Annotated in this window: 21 protein-coding genes and 1 tRNA gene; 9 read left to right on the top strand and 13 right to left on the bottom strand. The window is 74.3% G+C overall.

The window, feature by feature from the left end; genetic code table 11:
- Positions 1 to 2 precede the first annotated feature (2 nt).
- The 4 genes from ACI79I_RS04285 to ACI79I_RS04270 form a co-directional block, all read right to left on the bottom strand.
- Entirely contained in the window at positions 3 to 743 is a 741-nt protein-coding gene (locus ACI79I_RS04285) for a VOC family protein (protein ID WP_456991032.1), read from the bottom strand.
- A 59-nt stretch (positions 744 to 802) separates the two neighbouring features.
- Entirely contained in the window at positions 803 to 2548 is a 1746-nt protein-coding gene (gene leuA, locus ACI79I_RS04280; RefSeq protein WP_456991031.1) for a 2-isopropylmalate synthase, read from the bottom strand.
- Positions 2549 to 2722: 174 nt separating this feature from the next.
- On the bottom strand, positions 2723 to 3358 hold the full coding sequence (locus ACI79I_RS04275; protein ID WP_456991030.1) for a helix-turn-helix domain-containing protein: 636 nt from the start codon (positions 3356 to 3358) through the stop codon (positions 2723 to 2725).
- A gap of 380 nt (positions 3359 to 3738) precedes the next feature.
- Positions 3739 to 5331, bottom strand: a complete 1593-nt coding sequence (locus ACI79I_RS04270; RefSeq protein WP_456991029.1) for a phospholipase D family protein — start codon at positions 5329 to 5331, stop codon at positions 3739 to 3741.
- A 74-nt stretch (positions 5332 to 5405) separates the two neighbouring features.
- On the opposite strand from ACI79I_RS04270, the gene ACI79I_RS04265 reads away from it, so the two are divergent.
- Positions 5406 to 6674, top strand: a complete 1269-nt coding sequence (locus tag ACI79I_RS04265; protein WP_456991028.1) for an aspartate kinase — start codon at positions 5406 to 5408, stop codon at positions 6672 to 6674.
- Positions 6671 to 7723 carry an aspartate-semialdehyde dehydrogenase gene (locus ACI79I_RS04260; protein WP_456991026.1) on the top strand — a complete coding sequence of 351 codons (1053 nt, stop codon included), beginning with the start codon at positions 6671 to 6673 and terminating at the stop codon, positions 7721 to 7723. Before ACI79I_RS04265 ends, ACI79I_RS04260 begins: the two co-directional genes overlap by 4 nt.
- Positions 7724 to 7766: 43 nt before the next feature.
- Here the strand turns inward: ACI79I_RS04260 and ACI79I_RS04255 are convergent, their stop codons facing one another.
- Positions 7767 to 9656: a prolyl oligopeptidase family serine peptidase gene (locus ACI79I_RS04255; protein WP_456991024.1), complete on the bottom strand. Its 1890-nt coding sequence runs from the start codon at positions 9654 to 9656 to the stop codon at positions 7767 to 7769.
- A gap of 162 nt (positions 9657 to 9818) precedes the next feature.
- Here ACI79I_RS04255 and ACI79I_RS04250 point away from each other — a divergent pair, with 162 nt between their 5' ends.
- Positions 9819 to 11099 carry an MFS transporter gene (locus ACI79I_RS04250; protein ID WP_456991023.1) on the top strand — a complete coding sequence of 427 codons (1281 nt, stop codon included), beginning with the start codon at positions 9819 to 9821 and terminating at the stop codon, positions 11097 to 11099.
- Between the two features lie 48 nt (positions 11100 to 11147).
- Here the strand turns inward: ACI79I_RS04250 and ACI79I_RS04245 are convergent, their stop codons facing one another.
- The 4 genes from ACI79I_RS04245 to ACI79I_RS04230 all read right to left on the bottom strand — a co-directional run bounded on the left by ACI79I_RS04245 (position 11148) and on the right by ACI79I_RS04230 (position 14647).
- Positions 11148 to 12233 (bottom strand): hemolysin family protein, encoded by a 1086-nt coding sequence (locus tag ACI79I_RS04245; RefSeq protein ID WP_456991022.1) that lies wholly within the window; start codon positions 12231 to 12233, stop codon positions 11148 to 11150.
- The gene (locus tag ACI79I_RS04240) at positions 12230 to 13552 is read right to left on the bottom strand and encodes a hemolysin family protein (RefSeq protein WP_456991021.1); all 1323 of its coding nucleotides are present in this window, start codon (positions 13550 to 13552) and stop codon (positions 12230 to 12232) included. The genes ACI79I_RS04245 and ACI79I_RS04240 overlap by 4 nt, the downstream gene beginning before the upstream one ends.
- Positions 13553 to 13630: 78 nt before the next feature.
- Positions 13631 to 13707: transfer RNA gene (locus tag ACI79I_RS04235), tRNA-Pro, on the bottom strand.
- Positions 13708 to 13738: 31 nt separating this feature from the next.
- On the bottom strand, positions 13739 to 14647 hold the full coding sequence (locus ACI79I_RS04230; RefSeq protein ID WP_456991020.1) for a metallophosphoesterase: 909 nt from the start codon (positions 14645 to 14647) through the stop codon (positions 13739 to 13741).
- A gap of 54 nt (positions 14648 to 14701) precedes the next feature.
- Here ACI79I_RS04230 and ACI79I_RS04225 point away from each other — a divergent pair, with 54 nt between their 5' ends.
- From ACI79I_RS04225 to ACI79I_RS04215, 3 genes are read left to right on the top strand one after another with little or no spacing between them, the layout of a single operon-like run.
- Complete coding sequence (locus tag ACI79I_RS04225) at positions 14702 to 15154, top strand: GatB/YqeY domain-containing protein (protein ID WP_456991019.1); 453 nt, start codon at positions 14702 to 14704, stop codon at positions 15152 to 15154.
- Positions 15155 to 15159: 5 nt separating this feature from the next.
- Positions 15160 to 15456: an endonuclease/exonuclease/phosphatase family protein gene (locus ACI79I_RS04220; RefSeq protein ID WP_456991018.1), complete on the top strand. Its 297-nt coding sequence runs from the start codon at positions 15160 to 15162 to the stop codon at positions 15454 to 15456.
- Positions 15417 to 15962 carry an endonuclease/exonuclease/phosphatase family protein gene (locus ACI79I_RS04215; RefSeq protein WP_456991017.1) on the top strand — a complete coding sequence of 182 codons (546 nt, stop codon included), beginning with the start codon at positions 15417 to 15419 and terminating at the stop codon, positions 15960 to 15962. The genes ACI79I_RS04220 and ACI79I_RS04215 overlap by 40 nt, the downstream gene beginning before the upstream one ends.
- Positions 15963 to 16038: 76 nt before the next feature.
- Here ACI79I_RS04215 and ACI79I_RS04210 read toward each other — a convergent pair whose 3' ends face one another.
- The 3 genes from ACI79I_RS04210 to ACI79I_RS04200 are packed head-to-tail and all read right to left on the bottom strand — an operon-like array spanning position 16039 to position 20710.
- Positions 16039 to 18426, bottom strand: coding sequence for a penicillin-binding protein (locus ACI79I_RS04210; RefSeq protein WP_456991016.1), 2388 nt, complete (start codon positions 18424 to 18426; stop codon positions 16039 to 16041).
- A 41-nt stretch (positions 18427 to 18467) separates the two neighbouring features.
- A complete protein-coding gene (locus tag ACI79I_RS04205) occupies positions 18468 to 19721 on the bottom strand; it encodes an ArsA family ATPase (protein ID WP_456991015.1) in 1254 nt (417 codons plus the stop codon).
- A complete protein-coding gene (locus tag ACI79I_RS04200) occupies positions 19718 to 20710 on the bottom strand; it encodes an ArsA-related P-loop ATPase (RefSeq protein ID WP_456991014.1) in 993 nt (330 codons plus the stop codon). The genes ACI79I_RS04205 and ACI79I_RS04200 overlap by 4 nt, the downstream gene beginning before the upstream one ends.
- Before the next feature lie 132 nt (positions 20711 to 20842).
- Here ACI79I_RS04200 and ACI79I_RS04195 point away from each other — a divergent pair, with 132 nt between their 5' ends.
- The 3 genes from ACI79I_RS04195 to ACI79I_RS04185 are packed head-to-tail and all read left to right on the top strand — an operon-like array spanning position 20843 to position 22294.
- Positions 20843 to 21016 (top strand): hypothetical protein, encoded by a 174-nt coding sequence (locus tag ACI79I_RS04195; RefSeq protein WP_456921386.1) that lies wholly within the window; start codon positions 20843 to 20845, stop codon positions 21014 to 21016.
- A 7-nt stretch (positions 21017 to 21023) separates the two neighbouring features.
- Positions 21024 to 21497 (top strand): RidA family protein, encoded by a 474-nt coding sequence (locus ACI79I_RS04190; protein WP_456991013.1) that lies wholly within the window; start codon positions 21024 to 21026, stop codon positions 21495 to 21497.
- Positions 21494 to 22294 carry an NUDIX hydrolase gene (locus ACI79I_RS04185; RefSeq protein ID WP_456991011.1) on the top strand — a complete coding sequence of 267 codons (801 nt, stop codon included), beginning with the start codon at positions 21494 to 21496 and terminating at the stop codon, positions 22292 to 22294. The genes ACI79I_RS04190 and ACI79I_RS04185 overlap by 4 nt, the downstream gene beginning before the upstream one ends.
- Positions 22295 to 22484: 190 nt before the next feature.
- Here the strand turns inward: ACI79I_RS04185 and ACI79I_RS04180 are convergent, their stop codons facing one another.
- Positions 22485 to 23159, bottom strand: coding sequence for a Crp/Fnr family transcriptional regulator (locus tag ACI79I_RS04180; RefSeq protein WP_456946539.1), 675 nt, complete (start codon positions 23157 to 23159; stop codon positions 22485 to 22487).
- Between the last annotated feature and the right edge of the window lie 114 nt (positions 23160 to 23273).

Below are 23273 nucleotides of genomic sequence, written 5' to 3'. Positions count from 1 at the left end.
GCTCAGCCCAGCTGGCCGAGCCAGAAGGGCAGTCCCTGGTCGTCGCGGCAGTAGGCCGACAGGCCGAAGGACTGCCGCTCGACCTCCCCGGCCTGCCCGCCCGCGGTCCGCACCGCGGCGACGGCGACCTCGATGTCGTCGACCGCGTACATCGGCACCGCCCCGAGGTCGTGGGTCGCGCCGCCGGCGATGCCGACCATCGGGGTCACCGACTGGTCCTCCCAGCCGTCCTCCACCCGCCCCGGGCTCATCGACCAGTCGAGCACCGCCCCGTAGAAGTCGCGGGCGCGGGCGCCGTCGGGGACCCGCAGGGTCAGGTAGACCGTGTCCCCGCAGTGCACCGGGGGGCGGGAGGCGGCCGGGGCGCCGGCGGGGGTCTGCAGCATCCACCTGTGGCCGAACGGGTCCACGACGACACCGGTGCGGCCGTACGGGGCGTCGGCCGGCTCGCGCTCGACCGTGGCCCCGGCCGCGGCGGCCCGCGAGACGGCCGCGTCGGCGTCCGCGACCGCCAGGTGCAGGCTCACGCTGACCCGGCCCTCAGCCGGCCCGGTGAGCCCCAGCTCCGGGTGCTCGTCGGCGAGGTAGAGGGTCGACCCGCCGATGTCGAGCTCGGCGTGGCCGATGCGGTCGTCGTCCATGACGGACGGGTCCCCGACGAGGCGGGCGCCGAGCGCCTCGGCGTACCAGTTCATCGCCGCGCGCGCGTCGCGGACGACGAGGTAGGGGGTGAGCTGCGACATCGGGCTGGCCTCCCGTGGGCTCGGGTGCGGGTGCCACGACGGCACCCGCACCCGACTTCCTACCGCTGTGCCCGGTTCACCGCCGAGACGACCGCGCGCAGCGACGCGGTGACGATGTTCGGGTCGATGCCCACGCCCCACAGCACCCGGTCGCCCACGGCGCACTCGACGTAGGCGGCGGCCTTGGCGTCACCGCCGGCGCTCATGGCGTGCTCGGCGTAGTCCAGCACCCGGACGTCGACGTCCAGGCCCTTCAGCGCGTCGACGAAGGCCGCGATCGGCCCGTTGCCCCGGCCCTCGACGGTGACCGGGACGCCGTTGTCGACCAGCTCCACCGACATCTCGTCCACCTGGGCGCCGTGCGCCTGGTGCCGGTGGCCGGCCAGCGAGAAGCGGCCCCACGGGGCGTCGGGGTCGGGCAGGTACTCGCTGGAGAACGCCGTCCACATCTGCTGGGCGGTGACCTCGCCGCCCTCGTCGTCGGTGTGCCGCTGGACGACCGCGCTGAACTCGATCTGCAGCCGCCGGGGCAGGTCCAGGTGGTTCTCGGTCTTCATGATGTAGGCGACGCCGCCCTTGCCGGACTGGCTGTTCACCCGGATCACGGCCTCGTAGCTGCGACCGACGTCCTTGGGGTCGATCGGCAGGTACGGCACGGCCCAGGGCATGTCCTCGACGGGCTTCTCGGCCGCTCGTGCGTCGGCCTCCAGCGCCTTGAACCCCTTGTTGATGGCGTCCTGGTGGGAGCCGGAGAAGGCGGTGTAGACCAGGTCGCCGCCGTAGGGGTGCCGCTCGTGCACGCCGATCTGGTTGCAGTACTCGACCGTGCGGCGGATCTCGTCGATGTCGGAGAAGTCGATCTGCGGGTCGATGCCCTGGCTGAACAGGTTCAGGCCCAGGGTGACCAGGTCGACGTTGCCGGTCCGCTCGCCGTTGCCGAACAGGCAGCCCTCGATGCGGTCGGCGCCGGCGCGGTAGCCCAGCTCGGCGGCGGCTACGGCGGTGCCGCGGTCGTTGTGTGGGTGCAGGCTCAGGACGACGGCGTCGCGCCGGCCCAGGTTGCGGTGCATCCACTCGATCTGGTCGGCGTAGACGGTGGGCTCGGCCATCTCGACCGTCGCCGGCAGGTTGATGATCGTGGGCCGGTCGGGGGTCGGCTCCCAGACGTCGGTGACCGCGTTGCAGACCTCGACGGCGAAGTCCAGCTCGGTGCCGGTGAAGGACTCCGGCGAGTACTCGAAGGAGATGTCGGTCCCGGTCATCTGCTCGGCCAGCTTGCGGACCACCTGCGCTCCGTGGACGGCGATGTCGACGATGCCCGCGCGGTCGGAGCCGAACACCACCCGCCGCTGCAGCGTGGACGTCGAGTTGTACAGGTGGACGATCGCCTGCTTGGCGCCGCGCAGGGACTCGTAGGTCCGCTCGATCAGCTCGTCGCGGGCCTGGGTCAGCACCTGGATCGTGACGTCGTCGGGTACCAGGTCGTCCTCGATGAGCTGGCGGACGAAGTCGAAGTCGGTCTGGCTGGCCGCCGGGAAGCCGACCTCGATCTCCTTGTAGCCCATCCGCACCAGCAGCTCGAACATCCGCCGCTTGCGGTCCGGCGTCATCGGGTCGATCAGCGCCTGGTTGCCGTCCCGGAGGTCGACCGCGCACCAGCGAGGGGCCACGGTGGTGACGGTGTCCGGCCAGGTGCGGTCGGGCAGCACGACCGGGGTGAAGGGCGCGTAGCGGTGGATCGGCATGCCCGAGGGCTGCTGCGGGTGCCGGACGTGCGGGTGGTTCTCGCTCATGTTCCTGCTCACGGGGGTTCGCTCCTCTGGCGCGGGCTGGACTCAGCTCCGGTGGGGCGGTCAGCAGGCGCCGGGGACGCTCTCGGTCACGGCAGGTCTCCGCGGCGAGGGGGCCGACCTAGGAGAGGGCCTCGCCGCGGCGGGTAAGCAGGAGGCTGCCGCGCACGCCCCCACGGTAGCAGCGCGTCAAGCCAGGTCGCAGCCACACGCGCAGTCGGGTGCGTGGACAGGCGTACCGGTGCCGTCGTCGAGCTCGTCGCAGCGGGGCGGACAGGTGCACTCGAAGCAGCCGTCGACGCCGTTCAGCCGGCCGGCGAGGAACCTCCGCTGCCGCTCGGCCTCCCGCTCCCGCCACCGCGCCAGACGTCGGGCCTCGGCGCGCTCCCACGGCGCGTCGCCGGCCCGGGGGAGCTGGTGGTCGTCCGGCGTGCCGGTGCGGTCGCGGCGGGCGTCGCGCCGGCGTCGGTCGCGGTCGAACGTGTACCAGACCCGCCCTCGGCTGTACCGGTGCTCGTCGTGCCACCAGCCCTCGTCGGAGTACCGGGTGTCGAGGTGGGCCGGGTACAGCCGGCCCGCCGTGTCGCGCACGGCGTCGGCGTCCATGCCCGCCACCTCTCGGCCCTCCCCGTCCACCAGCACCAGCCGCAGCCCGGCGACCTCGGCGGCGCGCGCCAACAAGCCGGCCGTCACGCCGCGACGGCCGGCCTCGGCGTGGGAGACCACGGCGGCGGACACCCCGCACGCCTGGGCCAGCTCGCGCTGCGAGAGGTCCGCCCGCCGACGGATGCGCCGCAGCATCCCCGGGAGGTCGAGCTCGGCCACGTCGCGAGCGTGGTGGCGGCGGCGCTCGCCCTGCGAGGTCCGGGGGCATCTGTGGACGTCCGGTGGTCCTGTGGACCGGCCGAGGCGGGCCACGTGCGGCCGGGGCGGGCCACGTGCGGCCGGGGCGGGCCACGTGCGGCCGAGGCGGGCATGTGCACCCCGGGGAGCTCGTGCTCTGCCTGCGATCGGTACGCAGAGCACGAGCTCCCGCGCAGGTCCTCGTGGAGGCTCCGGCTTCGTGCTCTGCCCGCGGTGGGTGTGCAGAGCACGAGCTCCCGCGCAGAGGTGGTCGGGGCGGCTGGGAGGGGGCGGTCGGGGTACCTCTGCCCACCCCGGGTGACCGGCGCCGCGACGGGCGTCGCCGCGGGATCGGCGGCGGGTCAGAAGCGCTTGGCCGCGCGCATCCGCCAGGGGCGGCCGTCGGGGTCGTCGAGCAGCCGGTAGACCGGAGTGGCCCACAGGCGGGTGGGCAGCGAGAGCCGTTCGGTCCGGTGCGGGCGCAGCCGCCCGGGGGGCCGGGGGCCGCGTCGTCCACCGGCGTGCCAGTCCTCCAGCGCGGCCGCCGACGACTCCAGCGCCCTCACGAACGCGTCGGGGTCGAGCAGGTCGGCGTCCTCGCTGCCGTCGGACGCGCGGTCGAGGTGCTCGCGGGCCAGCACCAGGCGCAGGTCGCGGGCGAAGGTGCGGGCGCCGTCGCCGGTGCCGGCCGGGTCGCGCGGCTCCCGGGGGTCGCGCGTGGTGTCGAGGACGGCGGAGGAGAGCTCGCTGTCGTGGGTCCACGACCGGCGGTTGAAGTTGTCACTGCCCACGCTGGCCCACGTGTCGTCGACGACGCAGACCTTGGCGTGCACGTAGACCGGCGTCCCCTCGTGGTTCTCCACGTCGAAGACGTGCACCCGGTTGCGCCCCGCCCGCCGGCACATCTCCAGCGCCTGCCACCGGCCGACGTACTGCGACCGCTGGGCGACCGCGCCGTCCTGGTCGGGCACCCGCGGGACCACCACGACCAGGTGCAGCTGCGGGTTGTCGGCCAGCGCCTCGGCGAACAGGCGGGCGACCTCCCCCGACCACATGTACTGGTCCTCGAGGTAGACCAGCCGGCGGGCCCGCTTGATCGCCTTGGAGTAGCCCCGGGCGATCGAGCGCTCACCCCGAGGGGCGAAGCGGTAGGGCGGGCGGATCGCCGGGTAGGTCCGCAGGTTCTGCACCAGGTGGGGGCCCATCGCAGGCGGCGGCGGCAGCTGCGGCGGCAGCGGGTCGCCCTCCAGGCGGGCGTGGTGGAGCTTGTCGCGCACCCAGGCGATCGGGTGGTCGGTGTCGGCGTTGTTCGGGTCCTCCCACCGCTCGCGGAAGACGGTGTCGAGCACGCCGACCGCCGGCCCGCGCACCATCAGCTGCACGTCGTGCCACGGCGGCCGCGGCCCGTAGGCGGCGGCCATCGGGAGCGGCTGCGGGTCCCCGCGGTGGTCGGCGTCGTCCCGGCGGCCGTGGCACAGGTCGATGCCGCCGATGAAGGCGACGTCGCGGGTCGGGTCCTGGTCGTGCCGGAGGACGACGAACTTCTGGTGGTGGCTGCCGCCTCGGCGCACCCGCTGGTCGAGGATGACCTCGCCGCCGCCGTGCTCGATCTCCGCGTCGAGCGCCCGGTTCTCCTCCTTGCTGAACGACGCGCGGTCCATGTGGGAGCGCCACACCAGCCCGCGCACGGTGACACCGCGGCGGACCGCCTCGGTGAACAGCTGGGCGACGGTCGGGCCGCCGGGACGCAGCTGCTCGTCGGGGTCACCACGCCAGTCGGTGAAGAACAGGTGGTCGCCCTCGTCGAGGGCCTCGACGCACTCGACGAGCCGGTCGAAGTAGGTGGCGCCGTGCACCAGCGGGACGGCCAGGTTGCCCTCGGTGTAGGCCGGGAGGCTCGTGGCCGGGTTCCCGCGCTCCTCGGCCGTCAGCAGCCAGCGCTCCGGATCGTCCACCTGGTGATCACATCGTCCCGTCCTGGGGGACGCAAGCACGGGCCGCGCGGGGCACGTCGGTAGCCTGTGGACCCGTGGCCCTCGTCGTCCAGAAGTACGGCGGCTCCTCCGTCGCCTCCGCCGCGCACATCAAGCGCGTCGCCGAGCGCATCGTGGCGGCCAAGAAGGACGGCAACGACGTCGTCGTCGTGGTCTCCGCCATGGGTGACACGACCGACGAGCTGCTCGACCAGGCAGCCCAGATCACCGACGACCCGCCCGGTCGCGAGCTGGACATGCTGCTCACCGCCGGTGAACGCATCTCCATGGCCCTGCTGGCCATCGCGATCAGCACCCACGGGTACGAGGCGCGGTCGTTCACCGGCTCCCAGGCCGGGGTGATCACCACCTCCAGCCACGGCAAGGCGCGGATCATCGACGTCACGCCCGGCCGGCTGCGCGACGCCCTCGACGAGGGGTCGGTCGTGATCGTCGCCGGGTTCCAGGGCGTCAGCCAGGACACCAAGGACGTCACCACCCTGGGTCGCGGCGGGTCGGACACCACGGCCGTGGCCGTCGCCGCCGCGCTGCAGGCCGACGTCTGCGAGATCTACACCGACGTCGACGGCGTCTTCACCGCCGACCCGCGGATCGTCCCGAACGCCCGGCGGCTGGACACCGTGACGTACGAGGAGATGCTCGAGCTCGCCGCCTCCGGGGCGAAGGTGCTCATGCTCCGCTGCGTCGAGTACGCCCGCCGCTACGGCATCCCGGTGCACGTCCGCAGCTCCTACTCCCAGCTCCCCGGCACGATCGTGACCGGCTCGATGGAGGACCTCACGGTGGAACAGGCCATCATCACCGGCGTCGCGCACGACCGCTCCGAGGGGAAGATCACCGTCTACGGGGTGCCCGACCGCCCGGGTGAGGCGGCGCAGATCTTCCGGGTGCTGGCCGACGCGGAGATCAACATCGACATGATCGTGCAGAACGTGTCGGCCGAGGCCAGCAAGCTCGCCGACATCTCCTTCACCCTCCCCAAGAGCGACGGGCCGGCCGCGCTGGCGGCGCTGGAGAGGGTCAAGCACACCGTCGGCTACACCGACACCCGCTTCGACCAGCACATCGGCAAGGTCTCCCTGGTCGGCGCCGGGATGCGCTCGCACCCCGGCGTCTCGGCGCGGTTCTTCGGTGCGCTCGCCGACGCGGGGGTCAACCTCGAGCTGATCAGCACCTCGGAGATCCGCATCTCCGTGGTGTGCCGCGACACCGACGTCGACCTCGCCGTCCGCGCGGTGCACGACGCCTTCGACCTCGGCACCGAGGAGGCCGAGGCGGTCGTCTACGGAGGGACCGGACGATGAGCCTCTTCAGCAACGACGGACTCCGGGTCGGGATCGTCGGCGCCACCGGCCAGGTCGGTGGCGTGATGCGCCAGATCCTCGCCGAACGGGACTTCCCGATCAGCGAGCTGCGCTTCTTCGCCTCCGCCCGCTCCGCCGGCAGCACCCTGCCGTGGGGGAGCGGCGAGATCACCGTCGAGGACGCCGCGACCGCGGACCCGACCGGGCTGGACGTCGCGCTGTTCTCCGCCGGTGCCTCCACCTCGCGGGTGCAGGCGCCGCGGTTCGCCGAGGCCGGCGTCACCGTGATCGACAACAGCTCCGCGTGGCGGCGCGACCCCGACGTCCCGCTGATCGTCGCCGAGGTCAACCCGCACGCGCTGGGCGAGATGCGCAAGGGCATCATCGCCAACCCGAACTGCACCACCATGGCCGCGATGCCGGTGCTCAAGCCGCTGCACGACGAGGCGCAGCTGGTGCGCATCGTCGCCAGCACCTACCAGGCGGTCTCGGGCAGCGGCCTGGCCGGCGTCGAGGAGCTCGACACCCAGGTCAAGGCGGTCGTCGACAAGGCCGCCGAGCTCACCCACGACGGCGCGGCGGTGACCTTCCCCGAGCCGGTCAAGTACGTGAGGCCGATCGCCTTCAACGTGCTGCCGATGGCCGGGTCCCTGGTGGACGACGGCACGTTCGAGACCGACGAGGAGCAGAAGCTCCGCAACGAGAGCCGCAAGATCCTCGAGATCCCCGAGCTGCGGGTGTCGGGAACCTGCGTCCGCGTGCCGGTCTTCACCGGGCACTCGCTGTCACTGAACGTCGAGTTCGCCCGGCCACTGTCGGTGGAGCGGGCCACCGAGCTCCTGACCGGGGCGCCGGGCGTGGAGCTGACCGCCGTCCCGAACCCGCAGCAGGCCGCCGGGCAGGACCCGAGCTACGTCGGGCGCATCCGGCAGGACCCGGGCGTGGACGACGGTCGGGGGCTGGCGCTGTTCGTGAGCAACGACAACCTGCGCAAGGGTGCGGCGCTCAACACCGTCCAGATCGCCGAGCTGGTCCTGGACTCCCGCTGAACGGAGTGTGGGAGTGCAGGTCTCCTGCACTCCCACACTCCGCTCACGGCTGCACGGTGCGGAGGGCGAAGGACAGCGCCACCTCGACCTGGCGGATGGTCTCCTCGATGACCAGCGAGCCGTGGCCGGCGTCGAACCGGTACACCTCGTGCCGCTTGCCCAGCCGCTCCAGCTCACCCAGGTAGTTCTCGATCTGCCGGATCGGGCAGCGCGGGTCGTTGGCGCCGGCCACCACGAGCACCGGTGCGCGGACCGCGTCCACGTAGGTGATCGGCGAGGAGCGCACGTACACGTCGCGCACCTCGTCCGGTGAGCCGCCGAACAGCGCCCGGTCGTAGGCCCGCAGGCCCTCCATCTCGTCCTCGTAGGCGGCCAGGTAGTCGGCCACCGGCACCTCCGCGATGCCGGCCGCCCAGCGCTCCGGTTGCGTGCCGAGCCCGAGCAGGGTGAGGAACCCGCCCCACGACCCACCCGACAGCAGAGCCCGGGCCGGGTCGACGACGCCCTCCTCGACCAGCGCGTCGTACACGGCGGCGACGTCCTCGAGCTCGGTCAGCCCGGGGCGGCCGGTGAGCGCGTCCCGCCAGGCGCTGCCGTAGCCGGTCGAGCCGCGGTAGTTGACGTGGACGACGGCGTACCCGGCGTCGACGTAGGCCGCGCGGCGCGCCCGGTAGGAGTCGTCGTCGGCCGCCTCCGGGCCGCCGTGCACGAGGAAGGCCGTGGCGTACGGCGCCGGTCCGGGCGGCCGCACCACCAGCGCGTGGATGTCGCCCCCCGGCCCGGGCACCCAGCGGTCCTCCACCGGGTAGGCCGCCGGCGGCTCCTCACCGGGCGCGGCCAGCACGACCGGCCCGTCGGCGCGGCGGATCACCGGCGGCAGCTCGGCGTTGGACCAGGCCAGCTCCACGGTGCCGTCCGGGCGAGCGGTGGCCCCGCGGACGACACCGGTCGGGGTGTCCAGCCGCTCCAGGGTGCCGGTGGCCAGGTCGTAGCGGTACAGCTCGCTGCGGGCGGCGTGGTCGTGCACGACCAGCAGGGCCGAGCCGTCCGGGTACCAGCCGGCGGTCACGTCCCCCGGCAGGTCCAGCACGATCTCGGTCTCGGTGTCGCGGCCGACGTCCCAGACGAGCAGCTCCTCGCGGCCCCGGCGCTCGTGGCCGACCAGCAGCCGCCGGTCGCCGGGCAGCGGGGCGAACTCCAGGGCGTGCAGGCCGCGGCCCTCGCCGTCCCACTTCTCCGCGACGACCGCGGGCGCGTCCTCGGTGGTGGTGTCGGTCCGCAGCACGCGCAGCGCCGGGTAGCGGGGGTCGCCGTGCTCGGAGTGCGAGATGACCAGCAGGTCCTCGTCGTGGGCCAGGGCGTCGACCGAGGCCGGGTCCTCGTGCCGGTAGACCACCCGCGGCGCGCCGCCGACAGGCGCGACCCACAACTCGGAGCCGTCGTCGGTGGACCGGCCCACCGCGACGACGGAGCGGCCGACCTCCAGCCCCGCCGGGTAGGCCGGGCCCACCTCGGGGAGGGCCACGCGGTCGTCGCCGCCGGCGAAGGGCTGCACCATCCAGACGCCGAACTCGTCCCCGTCGGTGTCGGCGAACCACCAGATGGTCTCGCCGTCGGGGCTGATCGTGCCGATGAGGGTGCCGTTGGCCCGGTCGGTGGCCTGCCGGTGGGCGTCGGTCGTCCGGTCCCAGGCGTACTGCTCGACCACGCCGCTCACGTCAGAGGAGTACAGGCAGCGGTGCGGGGCGTCGCGGGCCCAGTCGGGCAGGCTCACCCGCGGCGCGCGGAACCGGGCCTGCCAGCGGGCGGTCACCTCCGGAGGGAGGGCCGCGGCGAAGGGCGTCGGGGTCTCGGGGGTCAGGACGCCGGGCCGGGGGTCGTCGGCCCCGGGGGTGGTGGGAGGGTCGGACGGCGCAGCGGGCTCGGCACTCACCGGTCCATCTTCCCCGGGCGGGACGGCGGTGGGGACGCCGCCTCCGGGAGCCCGGTCCCGGCCGCCGGTTGACGCGGTGGCCATGTGACGCACACCATGGACGCGCACCATCGGACGGCTGTCCGCACAGCGGACACGCCTCGTGTGTCGACAGGAGCGCACATGTCCCAGTCCACCCGGAGGAGCACGTCGGCGGCGGGCGACGCGGCGTCGCACGAGGACGGCCGACTGTCCGCAGCAGCGATCGCCGTCGGGTTCGCCGTCCTCTGCCTCTCGTACATGCTCAACGCGATGGACCGGCAGGTCTTCTACCCCCTGCTGCCGCAGATCCGCGAGGACTTCGGGTTCTCGCTGGACCAGTCCGGGCTCCTCGCGACCGGGTTCACCCTGGGCATCGCGCTGACCGGGGTCCCCGCCGGGTACCTGCTCGACCGGCTCTCGCGGAAGATGATCGTGGTCGTCAGCGTCGTCGTGTACTCGCTGGGGACCCTGGCGATCCCGCTGTCGGTCGGCTTCGGTGACATGGCCGTCTACCGGCTGGTCTCCGGCGTCGGCGAGGGGGTCCAGGCCACGGCCATCTACGCGGTCATCGGTGCGTTCTTCTTCCACCGCCGCGCCGTCGCCGCCGGGTTCATCGGCGTGGCGTTCGGACTCGGCGTCTTCCTGGGGCCGGTGGTCGGCCAGGCCTTCGCCACCGCCTCCGACAGCTGGCGCGCGCCCTTCTACGTGTTCGGCGCCGCCGGCCTGGTCATGGCCGCGGTGCTCGCCGTGGCCGTGCCGCGCGCCATGAGCGAGGCCGTCGCCGGCCGCGCCGGCACCGCCGACCGGACCTCCTACGACCACGTGCCGGCCAGCCCGTACAACCGCGGCACGCTGGGCCTGGGCATCGCCTCGGCCGTCTCCGGTCTGGTCTTCTACGGCTTCCTGGGGCTGTACCCGACCTTCCTGCAGGAGGAGCTCGGGTTCGCGCCGCCCCAGGCCGCCCTCGCCGCGTCCCTGGTCGGGTTCGGGGCCATGACCGCGCTGCCGGTGGGGTGGCTCGCCGACCGGTACGACCAGCGCCTCCTGCTGGCCGTCGGTTTCGTCGGCTCGGCGGTCACCGCCCTGCTGGCCTACCGGTTCGCCGACGGCCCGGCCGCGCAGTACGTGCTGGCCTTCCTCATGGGGACCTTCGCCAGCGGCGTGCTGTTCACCAACTGCACGACGGCCATGCAGCGCGCCGTCCGGCCCGAGCACGTGGGCCGTGGGGCGGGACTGTTCATGCTCACCTACTACGTCGCGGCGGCGTTCTCCGGGCTCCTCTTCGCCCGCCTGGTCGCGGGCCTGGGGTGGGACGGCGCCGGCCTGGTCCAGCTCACCCTGCTGCCCGTCCTCGGCCTCGCGGCGCTGCCGCTGGTCGACCGCCGGCGCATGGTGCTCCCTCCCCGGCTCGCCCGCCGCTGACCGGACGGTGACGACGGCGCCGGGCCCCGCGGGGGTCCGGCGCCGTCGTCACCGTCCGCCCGCCCCGGCGCCCGCACCCGCTCCGGCGCCGACCCCGGGGTGGTCCACGGCGGCGTCCCGGACGTCGCCGATGAGCTGCTCCAGGACGTCCTCGAGGGCGACCACGCCGACCGTCGCACCGTCCCGGTCCACCCGGCCCAGGTGCGCACCCTGGACGCGCATCTCGGAGAGCACGTCGGGCAGCGCCGACCCGGGTGCCAGGGGCACCAGCGGGGTGACGTGCGCGTCGTCGACCGGCCGGTCGCGCGCGGCGGGGTCCAGGCCGAGGACGTCCTTGACGTGCACGTAGCCGAGCAGCGCGCCGTCGTCCCCGCGGACGGGGTAGCGGCTGAACCCGTGCTCGGCGACCACCGCCTCCAGCTGCCGCGGGGTCGCCGACCGCGGCACGGTGACCACCTGCTCCAGCGGCAGCAGCACCGACTCGACGGCGTGCTGCTCGAAGGTGAGCGCCCCGGCGGCCAGTTCGCTGACCTCGCTGCCCAGCAGCCCCTCACGGCGGGACTGGGTCACCATCGACCGGATCTCGGCCTCGTCGAAGCTGGCGGCCACCTCGTCGGTGGGCTGCACGCCGAAGAGCCGGACGAAGGCGTTGGCCACGGTGTTGAAGAACCAGATGACCGGGCGCAGCACCCGGACGAAGGCGGCCAGCGGCGGTCCGAGGGCCAGGGCGGCGCGGTCGGGGCCGGCGATCGTGACGTTCTTGGGCACCATCTCGCCGAGCACCATGTGCAGCACGGTCACGATCGAGAGCGCGATGACCAGGGCGATCGGGTGCAGCAGCCCCTCCGGGACGCCGAGTGCCGCCATCGGCGCCTCGATCAGGTGCGCCACCGCCGGCTCGCCGACCGCACCGAGGCCCAGCGAGCACAGCGTGATGCCCAGCTGCGCGCCGGCCATCATCTGCGACACGTTGCGCATGGCGGCCAGGGTGCGGCGCGCCCGCGGTGAGCCCGCGTCGGCCCGCGGCTCGATCTGGTCGACCCGCGCCGAGACCAGCGCGAACTCCGCGGCCACGAAGAAGGCGTTGCCCAGCAGCAGCGCGATGAGGACCAGCAGGCTGAGGACGTCGCTCACGCCGCGGCCACCTCCTCGGCGGCCGGGACCTCGACCCGCTCGGCGCGCACCCGCGCCACCCGCCGTCCGTCGAGCGACTCCACGGTCAGCCGGGCGCCCTCCAGCTCGACGGTGTCGCCGACCGCGGGCAGCCGTTGCAGGCGCTCGGCGAGGAAGCCGGCCAGCGTCTCGTAGCGGCCCTCGGGCACGGGCACCTCGGTGCGCTCGCGGACCTCGTCCGGGCGCAGCAGCCCGGAGAGCAGCCACGTGTCGTCGTCGGCGCGGCGGAGGGTGCGCAGCGGCCGGTCGGTCTCGTCGGCGATCTCCCCGACCAGCTCCTCCACGATGTCCTCCAGCGTCACCACGCCGTGGGTGGCGCCCCACTCGTCGACGACGAGGGCCATCTGCAGCCCCTGCTCGCGCAGCAGGTCCAGCAGGCGCTCCAGCTGCAGCGACGACGGGACGGCGAGCACCGGGGCGGCCAGCTCGCCGGCGGTCCGGGTGCTCCGCTCGGCCTCCGGGACGGCGACCGCGTGCTTGACGTGGACGACGCCGGTCACCTGGTCGAGGTCCGCGCCGTACACCGGGAAGCGGGAGTTGCCCGACGCGACGGCGGCCGCGATGACGTCGTCCGCTGTGGCGTCGGCCGGGAGGCTCCACAGCCGGGTGCGCGGCGTCATGACGTCGGTGGCGTACTTCTGCCGCAGAGCCAGGGACCGCTGGAGCAGCCGGGCCGCGACGGGGGAGAGGTCGCCCTCCTCGGCCGAGCGGCGCGCGACGGCGGCGAGCTCCTCGGCGTCGCGGGCGGACTCCAGCTCCTCCCGCGGCTCGATCCCCAGCCGCCGCACGATCGCGTTGGCGACCCGCTGCAGCCCGTTCACCACCGGCCCGGAGACCCGGGTGAACGCCCGCATGCCGGGGGCCACGGCACCGGCCACGGCCATCGGGTCGGCGATGGCCAGGTTCTTCGGGCCCAGCTCGCCGAGCAGCATCTGCAGCGTGGTGGCCAGCGCCAGGGCCAGGCCGTAGGAGAGCCCGGTGACGAGCCCGCCGGGCAGGCCCAGCGACTCCAGGGGGCCGCGCAGCAGCTGGCCGAGGGCCGGCTCGGCGAGGTAGCCGACGACGAGCGTGGTGATCGTGATGCCCAGCTGGGCGGCCGAGAGCTGGGTGGACAGCGACCGCAGGGCCGCCACCACCCCACGGGCGCGGCGGTCCCCGGCGCGCGCCGCCTCCTCGGCCCGGCCGCGGTCGACCGTGGTCAGGGAGAACTCGGCGGCCACGAAGAAACCGGTGAGCGCGGTCAGCGCCACGGCGGCGAGGAGGAGCAGCCACTCGGTCATCGCGACCCCGGTGCCCGCTCGGCGATCGGGTCAACCCCGGAACGACTCAGGGGCCGCCTCGCGGCGGCCCCTGAGCACTGGTCGGGGTGACAGGATTTGAACCTGCGACCTCGTCGTCCCGAACGACGCGCGCTACCAAGCTGCGCCACACCCCGAGGTACGCGTCGAGTCTAACCGACGCCCTCCTCAGCCCTGACGGGCGGTCAGGGTGAGCAGCGTCGCCTCCGGCGGGCAGGCGAACCGGACCGGCGCGTAGGGGCTGGTGCCCAGGCCCGCGGACACGTGCAGCCACGTCCCGTTCGGGTGCGCGGCCGACGGCTCCGCCCAGCGGTGCAGCCACCGGACCCGGTCGCGGTCGATGCCGCAGTTGGTCACCAACGCGCCGTAGAAGGGCACCCGCAGCTGGCCGCCGTGGGTGTGGCCGCACAGCAGCAGGTCGTAGCCGTCGGCGGCGAACCGGTCGAGCACGCGGGGCTCGGGGGAGTGGGCCAGCCCGATCCGCAGGTCGGCGGTCGGGTCCGCGGGCCCGGCGACGCGGTCGTAGCGGTCCCGCCGGATGTGCGAGTCGTCGACGCCGGCGAGGACGATCCGCCGTCCGCCGACGGTCAGCTCGCCCCGGGCGTTGGTGAGGTCCACCCACCCGCGGCCGGCCATGCCGTCCCGCAGGTCCGGCCAGGGCAGCGGGTCGCCGTGCACCCGCTTGTGGTCGCGCTTGAAGTACTTCAGCGGGTTCTTCGGCCGCGGCGCGTAGTAGTCGTTGCTGCCGGGCACGAAGGCGCCCGGCCGGTCCAGCAGCGGCTCGAGGGCCCGCAGCGTCCCCGGGACGGCGTCGGCGCCGGCCAGGTTGTCCCCGGTGTCCACCACCAGGTCCGGCTCCAGCTCGGCCAGCGAGGCCACCCACTCCTGCTTCGACCGCTGGGCCGCGGTCATGTGCAGGTCCGACAGGTGCAGGACCCGCAGCGGCGCCGCGCCCGGCGGCAGCACCGGGACGTCGAAGCGGCGCAGGGTCCACCTGGTGCGCTCGTACAGGGAGGCGTAGGCGAGCCCTGCGGCGCCCGAGGCGGCGAGCGAGGCCAGGACGGTGGGAGCGCGCACGGCAGCCCAGGGTACGCAGCGCCGGGCCGGGACCCGCCGTGCCAGGCTGGACGGGTGTCCGACCTCAAGGAACAGCTGCGCGCCGACCTGACCACCGCGATGAAGAACCGCGACGAGCTCCGCACCGCGACCCTGCGGATGGTGCTGGCCGCCGTGAGCGCGGAGGAGGTGGCCGGCAAGGAGGCCCGCGAGCTCGGCGACGACGAGGTGCAGGCCGTGCTCCGCCGGGAGGCCAAGAAGCGCCGCGAGGCCGCCGAGGCGTTCGCCGCCGCGGGCCGCGGAGAGCAGGCCGACCGGGAGCGCGCCGAGGGGGACGTCGTCGCCGGCTACCTGCCCGCCCAGCTCGAGGACGCCGACCTGGCCGCGCTGGTGGCCGACGTGGTCACCCGCACCGGGGCCAGCAGCATGAAGGACATGGGCCGGGTCATGGGTGCGGTGCAGGCCGAGGTCGCCGGCCGCGCCGAGGGCGGCCGGGTGGCCGCCGAGGTCCGCCGCCAGCTGGGCTGACCGCGATGGCGGCCGGGCGGGTGCGGGTGGCCACCTGGAACGTCTGGTGGCGCTTCGGGGACCGCTGGCCCGAGCGTCAGGACGCGCTGCTGCACACCCTCCGCGCGGTCGACGCCGACGTGGTCGCCCTGCAGGAGGTGTGGGGGACGGCGGAGGCCAGCCAGGCGCACGAGCTGGCGCGGGCCCTCGGGCTCTCCGCCGCGTTCGCCGAGCCCTCCTACCCGCTCCCCGAGGACGCGCCCCGGCCCCGGAGCTCGCGGACGTGGCGCTGGGCGTCGGGCTGCTCAGCCGGTGGCCGGTGACCGCCACCCGCCGCGTGCCGACGCCGGCCCGGGGGAGGGCACGGGCCCCGGTGGCGCTGCAGGCGACGGGGGCCCACCCCGCCGGGCCGCTGCACGTGCTCGTGGCCTGCCTGGAGTACGACCCGGCTCGCGACGAGGACCGCACCGCCCAGGCCCGGGCCCTCGCCGAGCTGGCCACCGACCCGGCGCTGGACGGCCCGCTGCCGGTGGTCGTGGCCGGCGACCTCGACGCGGCCGTGGCGGACCCGGTGCTGCGCCCGCTGGCCGCCGTCCTCACCGACGCGTGGACCGCCGGCAGCGGGGACCCGGGAGCGGTCACCGCACCGGAGGAGTCCGGGCCGGCGCAGGCCGGCAAGCGGATCGACCACGTCCTCGTGCGGCCGGGACGGGCCGGCGGGCGGGTGGTCGTCGACGCGGCGGTGCTGGCCGGGGACCCCGTGGACGGGGTGGCTCCCTCGGACCACCGGGCGGTCGTCTGCGACCTGCGCTGGGCCGACGGGCCCTGACGCCGCCCCGGACAGCACACGGCCCCGGGAACCGGGGGTCCGGTCACCGGGGCCAGCGCTGGGACGGGGCCCGTGCTCAGTTCTCCCCGTCGCCTCCGTCGCCTCCGTCGCCTCGGCCGTCGCCGCGGTTGCCGCGGTCGGCCTCGTCGCCGTCGCCGTCGCCGTCCCCGTTGCGGTCGCCTCCGCCGTCCCCGTCGTCGGCGCTCTCGTCGCCGCCGTCGGCCGGGGCCTCCGACTCCTCCTCGGCGACCTCGGAGCCGTTGCTCACCAGGATGGCCACGGTCTCGCCGTTGGTGACCCGGCTGCCGGCGCCGGGGCTGGTGCCGACGACGGCACCCTCGGGCTCGCTGCTGTCCACCTCGCTGACGGTGGCGCGCAGCCCGGCCCCCTGCAGCGCCGAGCGGCAGGTGCTCACCGACGTGCAGGAGGGCACCTGGCGGGTGTTGCCGTTGGCCACGACCGGGTCCTCCGGCGGGAACTCCGCCGCCGGCTGGTTGCTCAGGATCGGGGCCATCGCGTCGTGCCAGATGGTGGCCCCCTTGCCGCCACCGAAGCCACCGACGCTGCGGTCGGCCGCCGAGTTGAACACCATCACGCTGGCGGTGTACTCGGGCGTGTAGCCGACGAAGGCCACCGACGCGTTGTTGTTGATCGTCCCGGTCTTGCCGGCGATCTGGTGGCCCGGGACGTAGGCGCGGCTGGCGGTCTGGCCCGGGTGCCCCGGCTCGACGTCACCGCGCAGCATCTGGTTGAGGGTGTTCGCCACGCCCGGCGGGATCGCCTCCGGCGTGCAGTTGTCGTCCTTGACGACGGGCTCGCCGTCGTCGCCGGTGAGCGGCTCGCCGTTGACGTCGAGGATCTGGGTCACCGGCTTCGGGTCGCACTGCGTGCCGCTCGCGGCCAGCGTGGAGTAGGCGCTGGCCAGGTCGAGCGGGCTGACCGCGTCGGTGCCGAAGGTGAACGAGCCCCGGTTCTCCGCGATGATCGTGTCGGCCGGCCACTGGTTCGCGCCGTCGAAGTGCATGCCCATCCGCTCGGCCATCCGCACCGGGCCCTCGACGGACCCGAGCCGGTCCTCCAGCGCCAGGAAGTAGGTGTTGGAGGACATGTAGAGGGCCTTGGTCATGTCCAGGGTGCCCGGGTACCCGCTGCCGGCGTTGCCGATGTCGTAGTAGCCCGCGCCGTCCCGGTACACCCGGGAGACGTACCGGCTGCCCGTCGAGATCGTGTAGTACTTCGAGTAGCCCTGCTCGAGTGCGGCCGCGGCGGTGAACACCTTGAAGGTGGAGCCCGAGCCCTTGCTGGGCACCACGTTGAAGTTCACCGACTCGCAGTCGGGGTCGTTGCAGCCGTAGCGGCGGTTGTTCGCCATCGCCAGCACGTGGCCGGTGCCCGGTTCCACGGCCGTGTAGGTGCCGACCAGCTCGTCGCCCATCGCCAGGGTGTTGAGCACCGCCTGGTCGCCGGCGACCTGCATGTCCGGCCGCAGCGTCGTCTGGATCGTCCAGCCGCCGTTCTTGATCTCGTCCTCGCTGAGCCCCAGCGTCCCCCGCAGGTAGCCGTAGAGGTAGTCGCAGAAGAACGCGCCGACGGCGGCGTCGATGCACCCGTTGGGCGGGGAGGTGCCCGGGTGGACCTCGACCGGCGTGGGGGAGATCTGGTCGAACTGTGCCTGGTCGATGTGGCCGAGGTCGAGCATCCGCTGCAGCACCTGGTTGCGGCGGACCTGGGCGTTCTCCGGGTTGGTGATCGGGTCGTCGTTGGTCGGGCTCTGCACGAGGCCGGCCAGCATCGCCGCCTGCGGCAGGGTGAGGTCGGCGGCGTTGACGCTGAAGTACTTCTGGGCGGCGGCCTGGATGCCGTAGGCGCCCTGCCCGAAGTACACGATGTTGAGGTAGCGGGTGAGGATCTCGTCCTTGTCGTACTCCTCCTCGAGGGCGAGCGCCAGCCGCGCCTCCTTGAGCTTGCGGCCCACGCTCTCCTCGGTCGCCGCCGTCCGCTCCTCGGGCGTGGTGGCCGTCTGCACCAGGGTCTGCTTGACCAGCTGCTGGGTCAGCGTCGACCCGCCCTCGCGCACCGCGCCCGCCGCCAGGTTGGTCGCCAGCGCCCGCAGCGTGCCCTGCACGTCGAGGCCGTTGTGCTGGTAGAAGCGTGAGTCCTCGATGTCGACCAGCGCCTGCTTCATCACGTCGGCGATCTGGTCGGACTCCACCGGGGTGCGGTTGTCCCGGTAGAAGTAGGTGATCAGCGAGCCGTCGGCGGCCAGCACGCGGGTGTTGCCCGCGGGGGCCTGGTCGGTGAGCTCGACGGGCAGGGCGTCCAGCAGCGAGGCGGAGTTGCGGGCGACCAGGCCCGAGCCGCCCACGAAGGGCAGCATCATGCCGGCGACCAGGGCACCGGCGAGCACGATCGTCGCGGCGAGCTTCGCGAGGACCCGGGCGCGGGGGGAGGCGGCGGGAGACATCGCGAGCCAATGTACGGTGCCGCGCGCTCCAGACGTCGCCGTCAGCGACGGCGCGCGGGGAGGACGCGTGTCCGGGGCACGCCCGTCGGCGTGTCGTCGTCCGGGCCGGTCAGTGCGTCGGCCATCCCGCGCAGCCCGTCGAGGTCGTGCACGTCGCCGGCGGCCGCCGGCACCGTGCGGACGGCGACCTCCGGGTGGGCGCTGGTGAACCGGTCGGCCAGCCGCTGCTCCCGGGCGGCGACGGTCATCCGGTCGGCGTGCACGCGCAGCGCGCCGGCGGCCAGCTCGGCGGCCTCCCCGCCGGCCTCGAGCACCTCCTCGGCGGCACCGTCGGCGCGGGTCGCGGTCAGCACCGTCGTCGCCGGCGGGTGGGTGCGGTTGAGCACCAGCCCGGCGAGGGGCATCTGCTCGGCCGAGAGCCGGTCGACGAAGTAGGAGGCCTCGCGCAGCGCGTCGGGCTCGGGCGTCGCGACGACCACGAACCAGGTGCCCGGCCGGCGCAGCAGCTCGTAGGTGGCCGTGGCCCGCTCGCGGAAGCCGCCGAACATGGTGTCCAGCGCCGAGACGAACGCGGAGATGTCGCGCAGCAGCTGCCCGCCGAGCACCTTGCTGATGATCCGGCTGAACACCAGGAACCCGGCGCCCACCAGGCGCATCCCGGCCCGCCCGCCGGCGCGGGCCGGCGCGGTCAGCAGCCGGATCATGGTGCCGTCGAGGAAGCGGCTCATCCGGTTGGGCGCGTCGAGGAAGTCCAGCGCCGACCGCGACGGCGGGGTGTCGACGACGATGAGGTCCCACTGCTCGCTGGCGCGCAGCTGGCCGAGCTTCTCCATCGCCATGTACTCCTGCGTGCCGGCGAAGGAGGACGACAGGGCCTGGTAGAAGGGGTTGGAGAGGATCTGCTCGGCCCGCTCGGGCGTCGAGTGCGCGCACACGATGTCGTCGAACGTGCGCTTCATGTCCAGCATCATCGCGTGCAGCTCGCCCTTGGCCGCCGGGACGTCGACCTGCCGCGGCTCGTTGTCCAGCTCGACCAGGCCGAGGGACTGGGCCAGCCGCCGCGCCGGGTCGATGGTGAGGACGACGACGGTGCGCCCGGCCTCGGCCGCGGCCAGGGCCAGCGCCGCCGACGTCGTCGTCTTGCCCACGCCGCCCGCCCCGCAGCAGACGACGATCCGGGTCGCCGGGTCCTCGATGAGCTCCTCCAGCTCCAGCGGGAGGGCCTGCGGCGGAGGTGGCGCCGCCGGACGCGGGTGCCGGTGCCGCTCACCTGTCGGGGGCGCCGTCTGGGTCACGCCGCCACCGCCGTCCGGAGGTGCTCCTCGAGCCGCCCGGCGAGCTCGAAGAGGGCCCCGAGGTCGATCGGGCCGGGCAGCAGCGGCAGCTCCACCGTGGGCCGGTCCAGTGCCTCCACCTCGTCGCGCAACTCGTCCTGGGCGGCCCAGCGCCGGGCGTGGTCGATGGCCTCGGCGGCCAGCGCGTCGGCGACCTCGGGACCGTCGTGCACGTGGGCGGCGGCGAGGGCCGGGGCGAGCTCGGTGCCGGTGAGCCGGCCCTCGGCGGCGCGCAGCAGGTCCTCCTCGGGCAGCAGCGGCTCGGTCGCCATGTTGACGATCACCGACCCGACCGGCAGCCCGGTCGCGGTGAGCTCGGCGATCGCGTCGGCGGTCTCCTGGACCGGCATGTCCTCGAGCAGGGTCACCAGGTGCACCGCCGTCTGCGGCGACTTGAGCACCGCCATCACCCCGTCGCTCTGTGTCTTGATCGGGCCGGAGCGGGCCAGGCCGGCCATCTCCCCGGTCACGTTGAGGAACCGGGTGATCCGGCCCGTCGGCGGGGCGTCGACGACGACGGCGTCGTACACCCGCTTCCCGTCGCGGCGCCGGGTGACCGCCTCCTTGATCTTCCCGGTGAGCAGCACGTCGCGCAGGCCCGGCGCGATGGTGGTGGCGAAGTCGATGGCGCCCATCTTGCGCAGCGCCCGGCCGGCCCGCTTGAGGTTGTAGAACATCTCCAGGTACTCGAGGAGCGCCTCCTCGACGTCGATCGCCAGGGCCTTCACCTCGCCACCGCCGCGGGCGACGGCCACCCTCCGCTCCTCGTAGGGCAGCGGCGGGGTGTCGAACAGCTGGGCGATGCCCTGCCGGCCCTCGGTCTCGACCAGCAGCACCTGGCGGCCGTCGGCGGCCAGCGCCAGCGCGAGGGCGGCCGCGACGGTGGTCTTGCCCGTCCCGCCCTTCCCGGTCACGACGTGACAGCGCACGGGGAAGGGTTCGGGGCTCACGGGAACCAGCCTAGGAGGCCACCGTCCTCCGGGCTCCCGCACCCGCGAGCAGCGCGGCCCCCCTGGCCCCCGCCGCGAGCTCGTTCGCGGCGGGGGGCAGGGGGGTCCTCTCACTGCGCTAGCGTCGCGCCCATGAGCGAACCGGCCCGCGTGCGGTGGGAGTACGCCACCATCCCGCTGCTGATCCACAACACCAAGGCGATCCTCGACTCCTGGGGCGTCGACGGGTGGGAGCTGGTCACCGTGCTCCCCGGCCCCGCCGGCGCCGAGCAGCCGGTGGCCTACCTCAAGCGCCCCCTGGGCTGAGCTCGCCGTGACTCCGCCGCAGACCCAGAGCTGGCACGCCCGGTTGGCCGAGCTGGGCATCCGGCTGCCGCCGGTCGCCGCCCCGGTGGCGGCCTACGTCCCCGCCGTCCGCAGCGGCTCGCTGGTGTACACGTCCGGTCAGCTGCCGTTCGTCGACGGCGGGCTGCGCCGCACCGGCAAGGTCGGCGGGTCGGTCGACCCCGAGGACGCCGCCCACGACGCGAAGGTGGCCTGCCTCAACGCGCTGGCCGCGATCGACGAGCTCGTGGGGCTGGACTCGGTGGCCCGGGTGGTGCGGGTCGTCGGCTACGTCGCGAGCGCCGAGGGCTTCACCGGGCAGCCGCGGGTGGTCAACGGCGCCAGCGAGCTCCTCGGACGGGTGTTCGGCGAGGCCGGCCGGCACGCACGCAGCGCCGTCGGTGTGGCCGAGCTCCCGCTGGGCGCGCCCGTCGAGGTCGAGCTCACCGTCGAGCTGAGGTGACCGGACCCCGGCAGGCGGCCACCGTCCTGTTGCTGCGGGACGGCACCTCGGGACTCGAGGTCTACCTGCTGCGCCGCACCCGCGGGATGCCCTTCGCCGGGGGGATGACCGCCTATCCCGGCGGCGGCGTCGACCCGCGGGACGCCGACGTCCGGACCGCCTGGGTGGGCCCGTCCCCGGCGCAGTGGGCGACGGCGTTCGGCTGCGACGAGCGCACCGCCCGCGAGCTGGTGTGCGCCGCCGTCCGGGAGACCTTCGAGGAGGCCGGGGTCCTGCTGGCCGGGTCCCCCGACGGCGCCGACGGGGTCGGGGTGGTCCCGGACGTCTCCGGGGACGACTGGGAGGCCCAGCGGCAGGCCCTGCTGACCCGTGAGCTGTCCCTGGCCGAACTGCTCGCCGACCGCGGCCTGGCGCTGCGCTCGGACCTGCTGCGCCCGTTCGCGCACTGGATCACCCCGCCGGACGAGCCGCGCCGCTACGACACCAAGTTCTTCGCCGCCGCGCTGCCGGTCGGCCAGGAGGCGCGGCACGTCACCGGCGAGGCCGACGAGGCGAGCTGGCTCACCCCGGCCGCCGCGCTGGCCGAGCTGTCGGCCGGCACCCGGCCCATGCTCCCGCCCACGATCCACACCCTCGGCCAGCTCCGACCCTTCGCCGACGTGGCGGCGGTGCTGGCCGGCTCACCGCCGGAGCCGCTGCACCCGATCAGCCCGACGTTCGAGGACGAGCCGGACGGCCGCTGGGCGGTGCTGCCCGACGGCACGCGGATCCGGCTGGTCGTGCCGCTTCCCTCGTGACCCGGCCCCTGCATCGAGGCCGATCACTGCGCTGAGCCGAGCCGTCCCGCCGGCGGTCCATCCAGGCCGTCTGGTCGCCGACCGCGCGGTACACCGCGCGGTCGGCGACCACGGGGCGAGGTCGGTGGACGCCGGGTGCGCGGGAGGCCCCGGGACCCATCCGGTCCCGGGGCCTCTCGCGCAGCAGGTCTCAGCGGGCGCGACGGCGCAGGCGCTCCTCGTCGAGGACGACGACCGACTTGCCCTGCAGCTGGATCCAGCCGCGGTGCACGAAGTCGGCCAGCGCCTTGTTCACCGTCTCGCGGGAGGCCCCGACCAGCTGGGCCAGCTCCTCCTGGGTGAGGTCGTGCTTGACCCGCAGGCCCTCGCCCTCACGGCTGCCGAACCGGTCGGCCATCTGCAGCAGCGCCTTGGCCACGCGGCCGGGGACGTCGGTGAAGATCAGGTCGGCCACCGAGTCGTTGGTGCGCCGCAGGCGGCGGGCCAGCACCCGCAGCAGCTGCTCGCCGATCTCCGGGTGGGCCTCGATCCACGGACGGATCACCGACTGCGGCATCCGGGCCAGCTTGACGTCGGTGACGGCGGTGGCCGTCGCCGTGCGCGGCCCGGGGTCGAAGACCGACAGCTCGCCGAACTGGTCCGACGGGCCCATGACCGCCAGGACGTTCTCGCGCCCGTCCGGCGAGCGCCGGGACAGCTTGATCTTGCCCGACAGGATGATGTAGAGGCTGTCGCCGGGCTCGCCCTCGTTGAACACGACCCGCCCCCGGGGCAGGGTGAGGGTCTCGAGGCGGCTGATGACCGTTTCCACCGCCTCTTCCGACTGCCCCTGGAAGAGCCCGGACTGGGCCAGCACCTCGTCCACTACGCGTCCTCTCGCACGACCACCTGGGAGTGCCGCCAGCCGGCGGCTCCCGTCAGCGCGCGCGTCCGCGCCGCGCTGTCCGGTGTGAGTCTAGGGGGCTGTGCGCGTGGTCAC

The organism is Geodermatophilus sp. SYSU D01105, assembly GCF_054050095.1.
The sequence above is the reverse complement of the archived record's forward strand: the minus strand, read 5'-3'. Positions and strand labels throughout refer to the sequence as shown.

Coding starts and splice junctions, on each gene's coding strand:
- ACI79I_RS04285 (WP_456991032.1), bottom strand. CDS start 743: ATGTCGCAGCTCACCCCCTACCTCGTCGTCCGCGACGCGCGCGCGGCG.
- ACI79I_RS04260 (WP_456991026.1), top strand. CDS start 6,671: ATGAGCCTCTTCAGCAACGACGGACTCCGGGTCGGGATCGTCGGCGCC.
- ACI79I_RS04250 (WP_456991023.1), top strand. CDS start 9,819: ATGTCCCAGTCCACCCGGAGGAGCACGTCGGCGGCGGGCGACGCGGCG.
- ACI79I_RS04240 (WP_456991021.1), bottom strand. CDS start 13,552: ATGACCGAGTGGCTGCTCCTCCTCGCCGCCGTGGCGCTGACCGCGCTC.
- ACI79I_RS04220 (WP_456991018.1), top strand. CDS start 15,160: ATGGCGGCCGGGCGGGTGCGGGTGGCCACCTGGAACGTCTGGTGGCGC.
- ACI79I_RS04210 (WP_456991016.1), bottom strand. CDS start 18,426: ATGTCTCCCGCCGCCTCCCCCCGCGCCCGGGTCCTCGCGAAGCTCGCC.
- ACI79I_RS04195 (WP_456921386.1), top strand. CDS start 20,843: ATGAGCGAACCGGCCCGCGTGCGGTGGGAGTACGCCACCATCCCGCTG.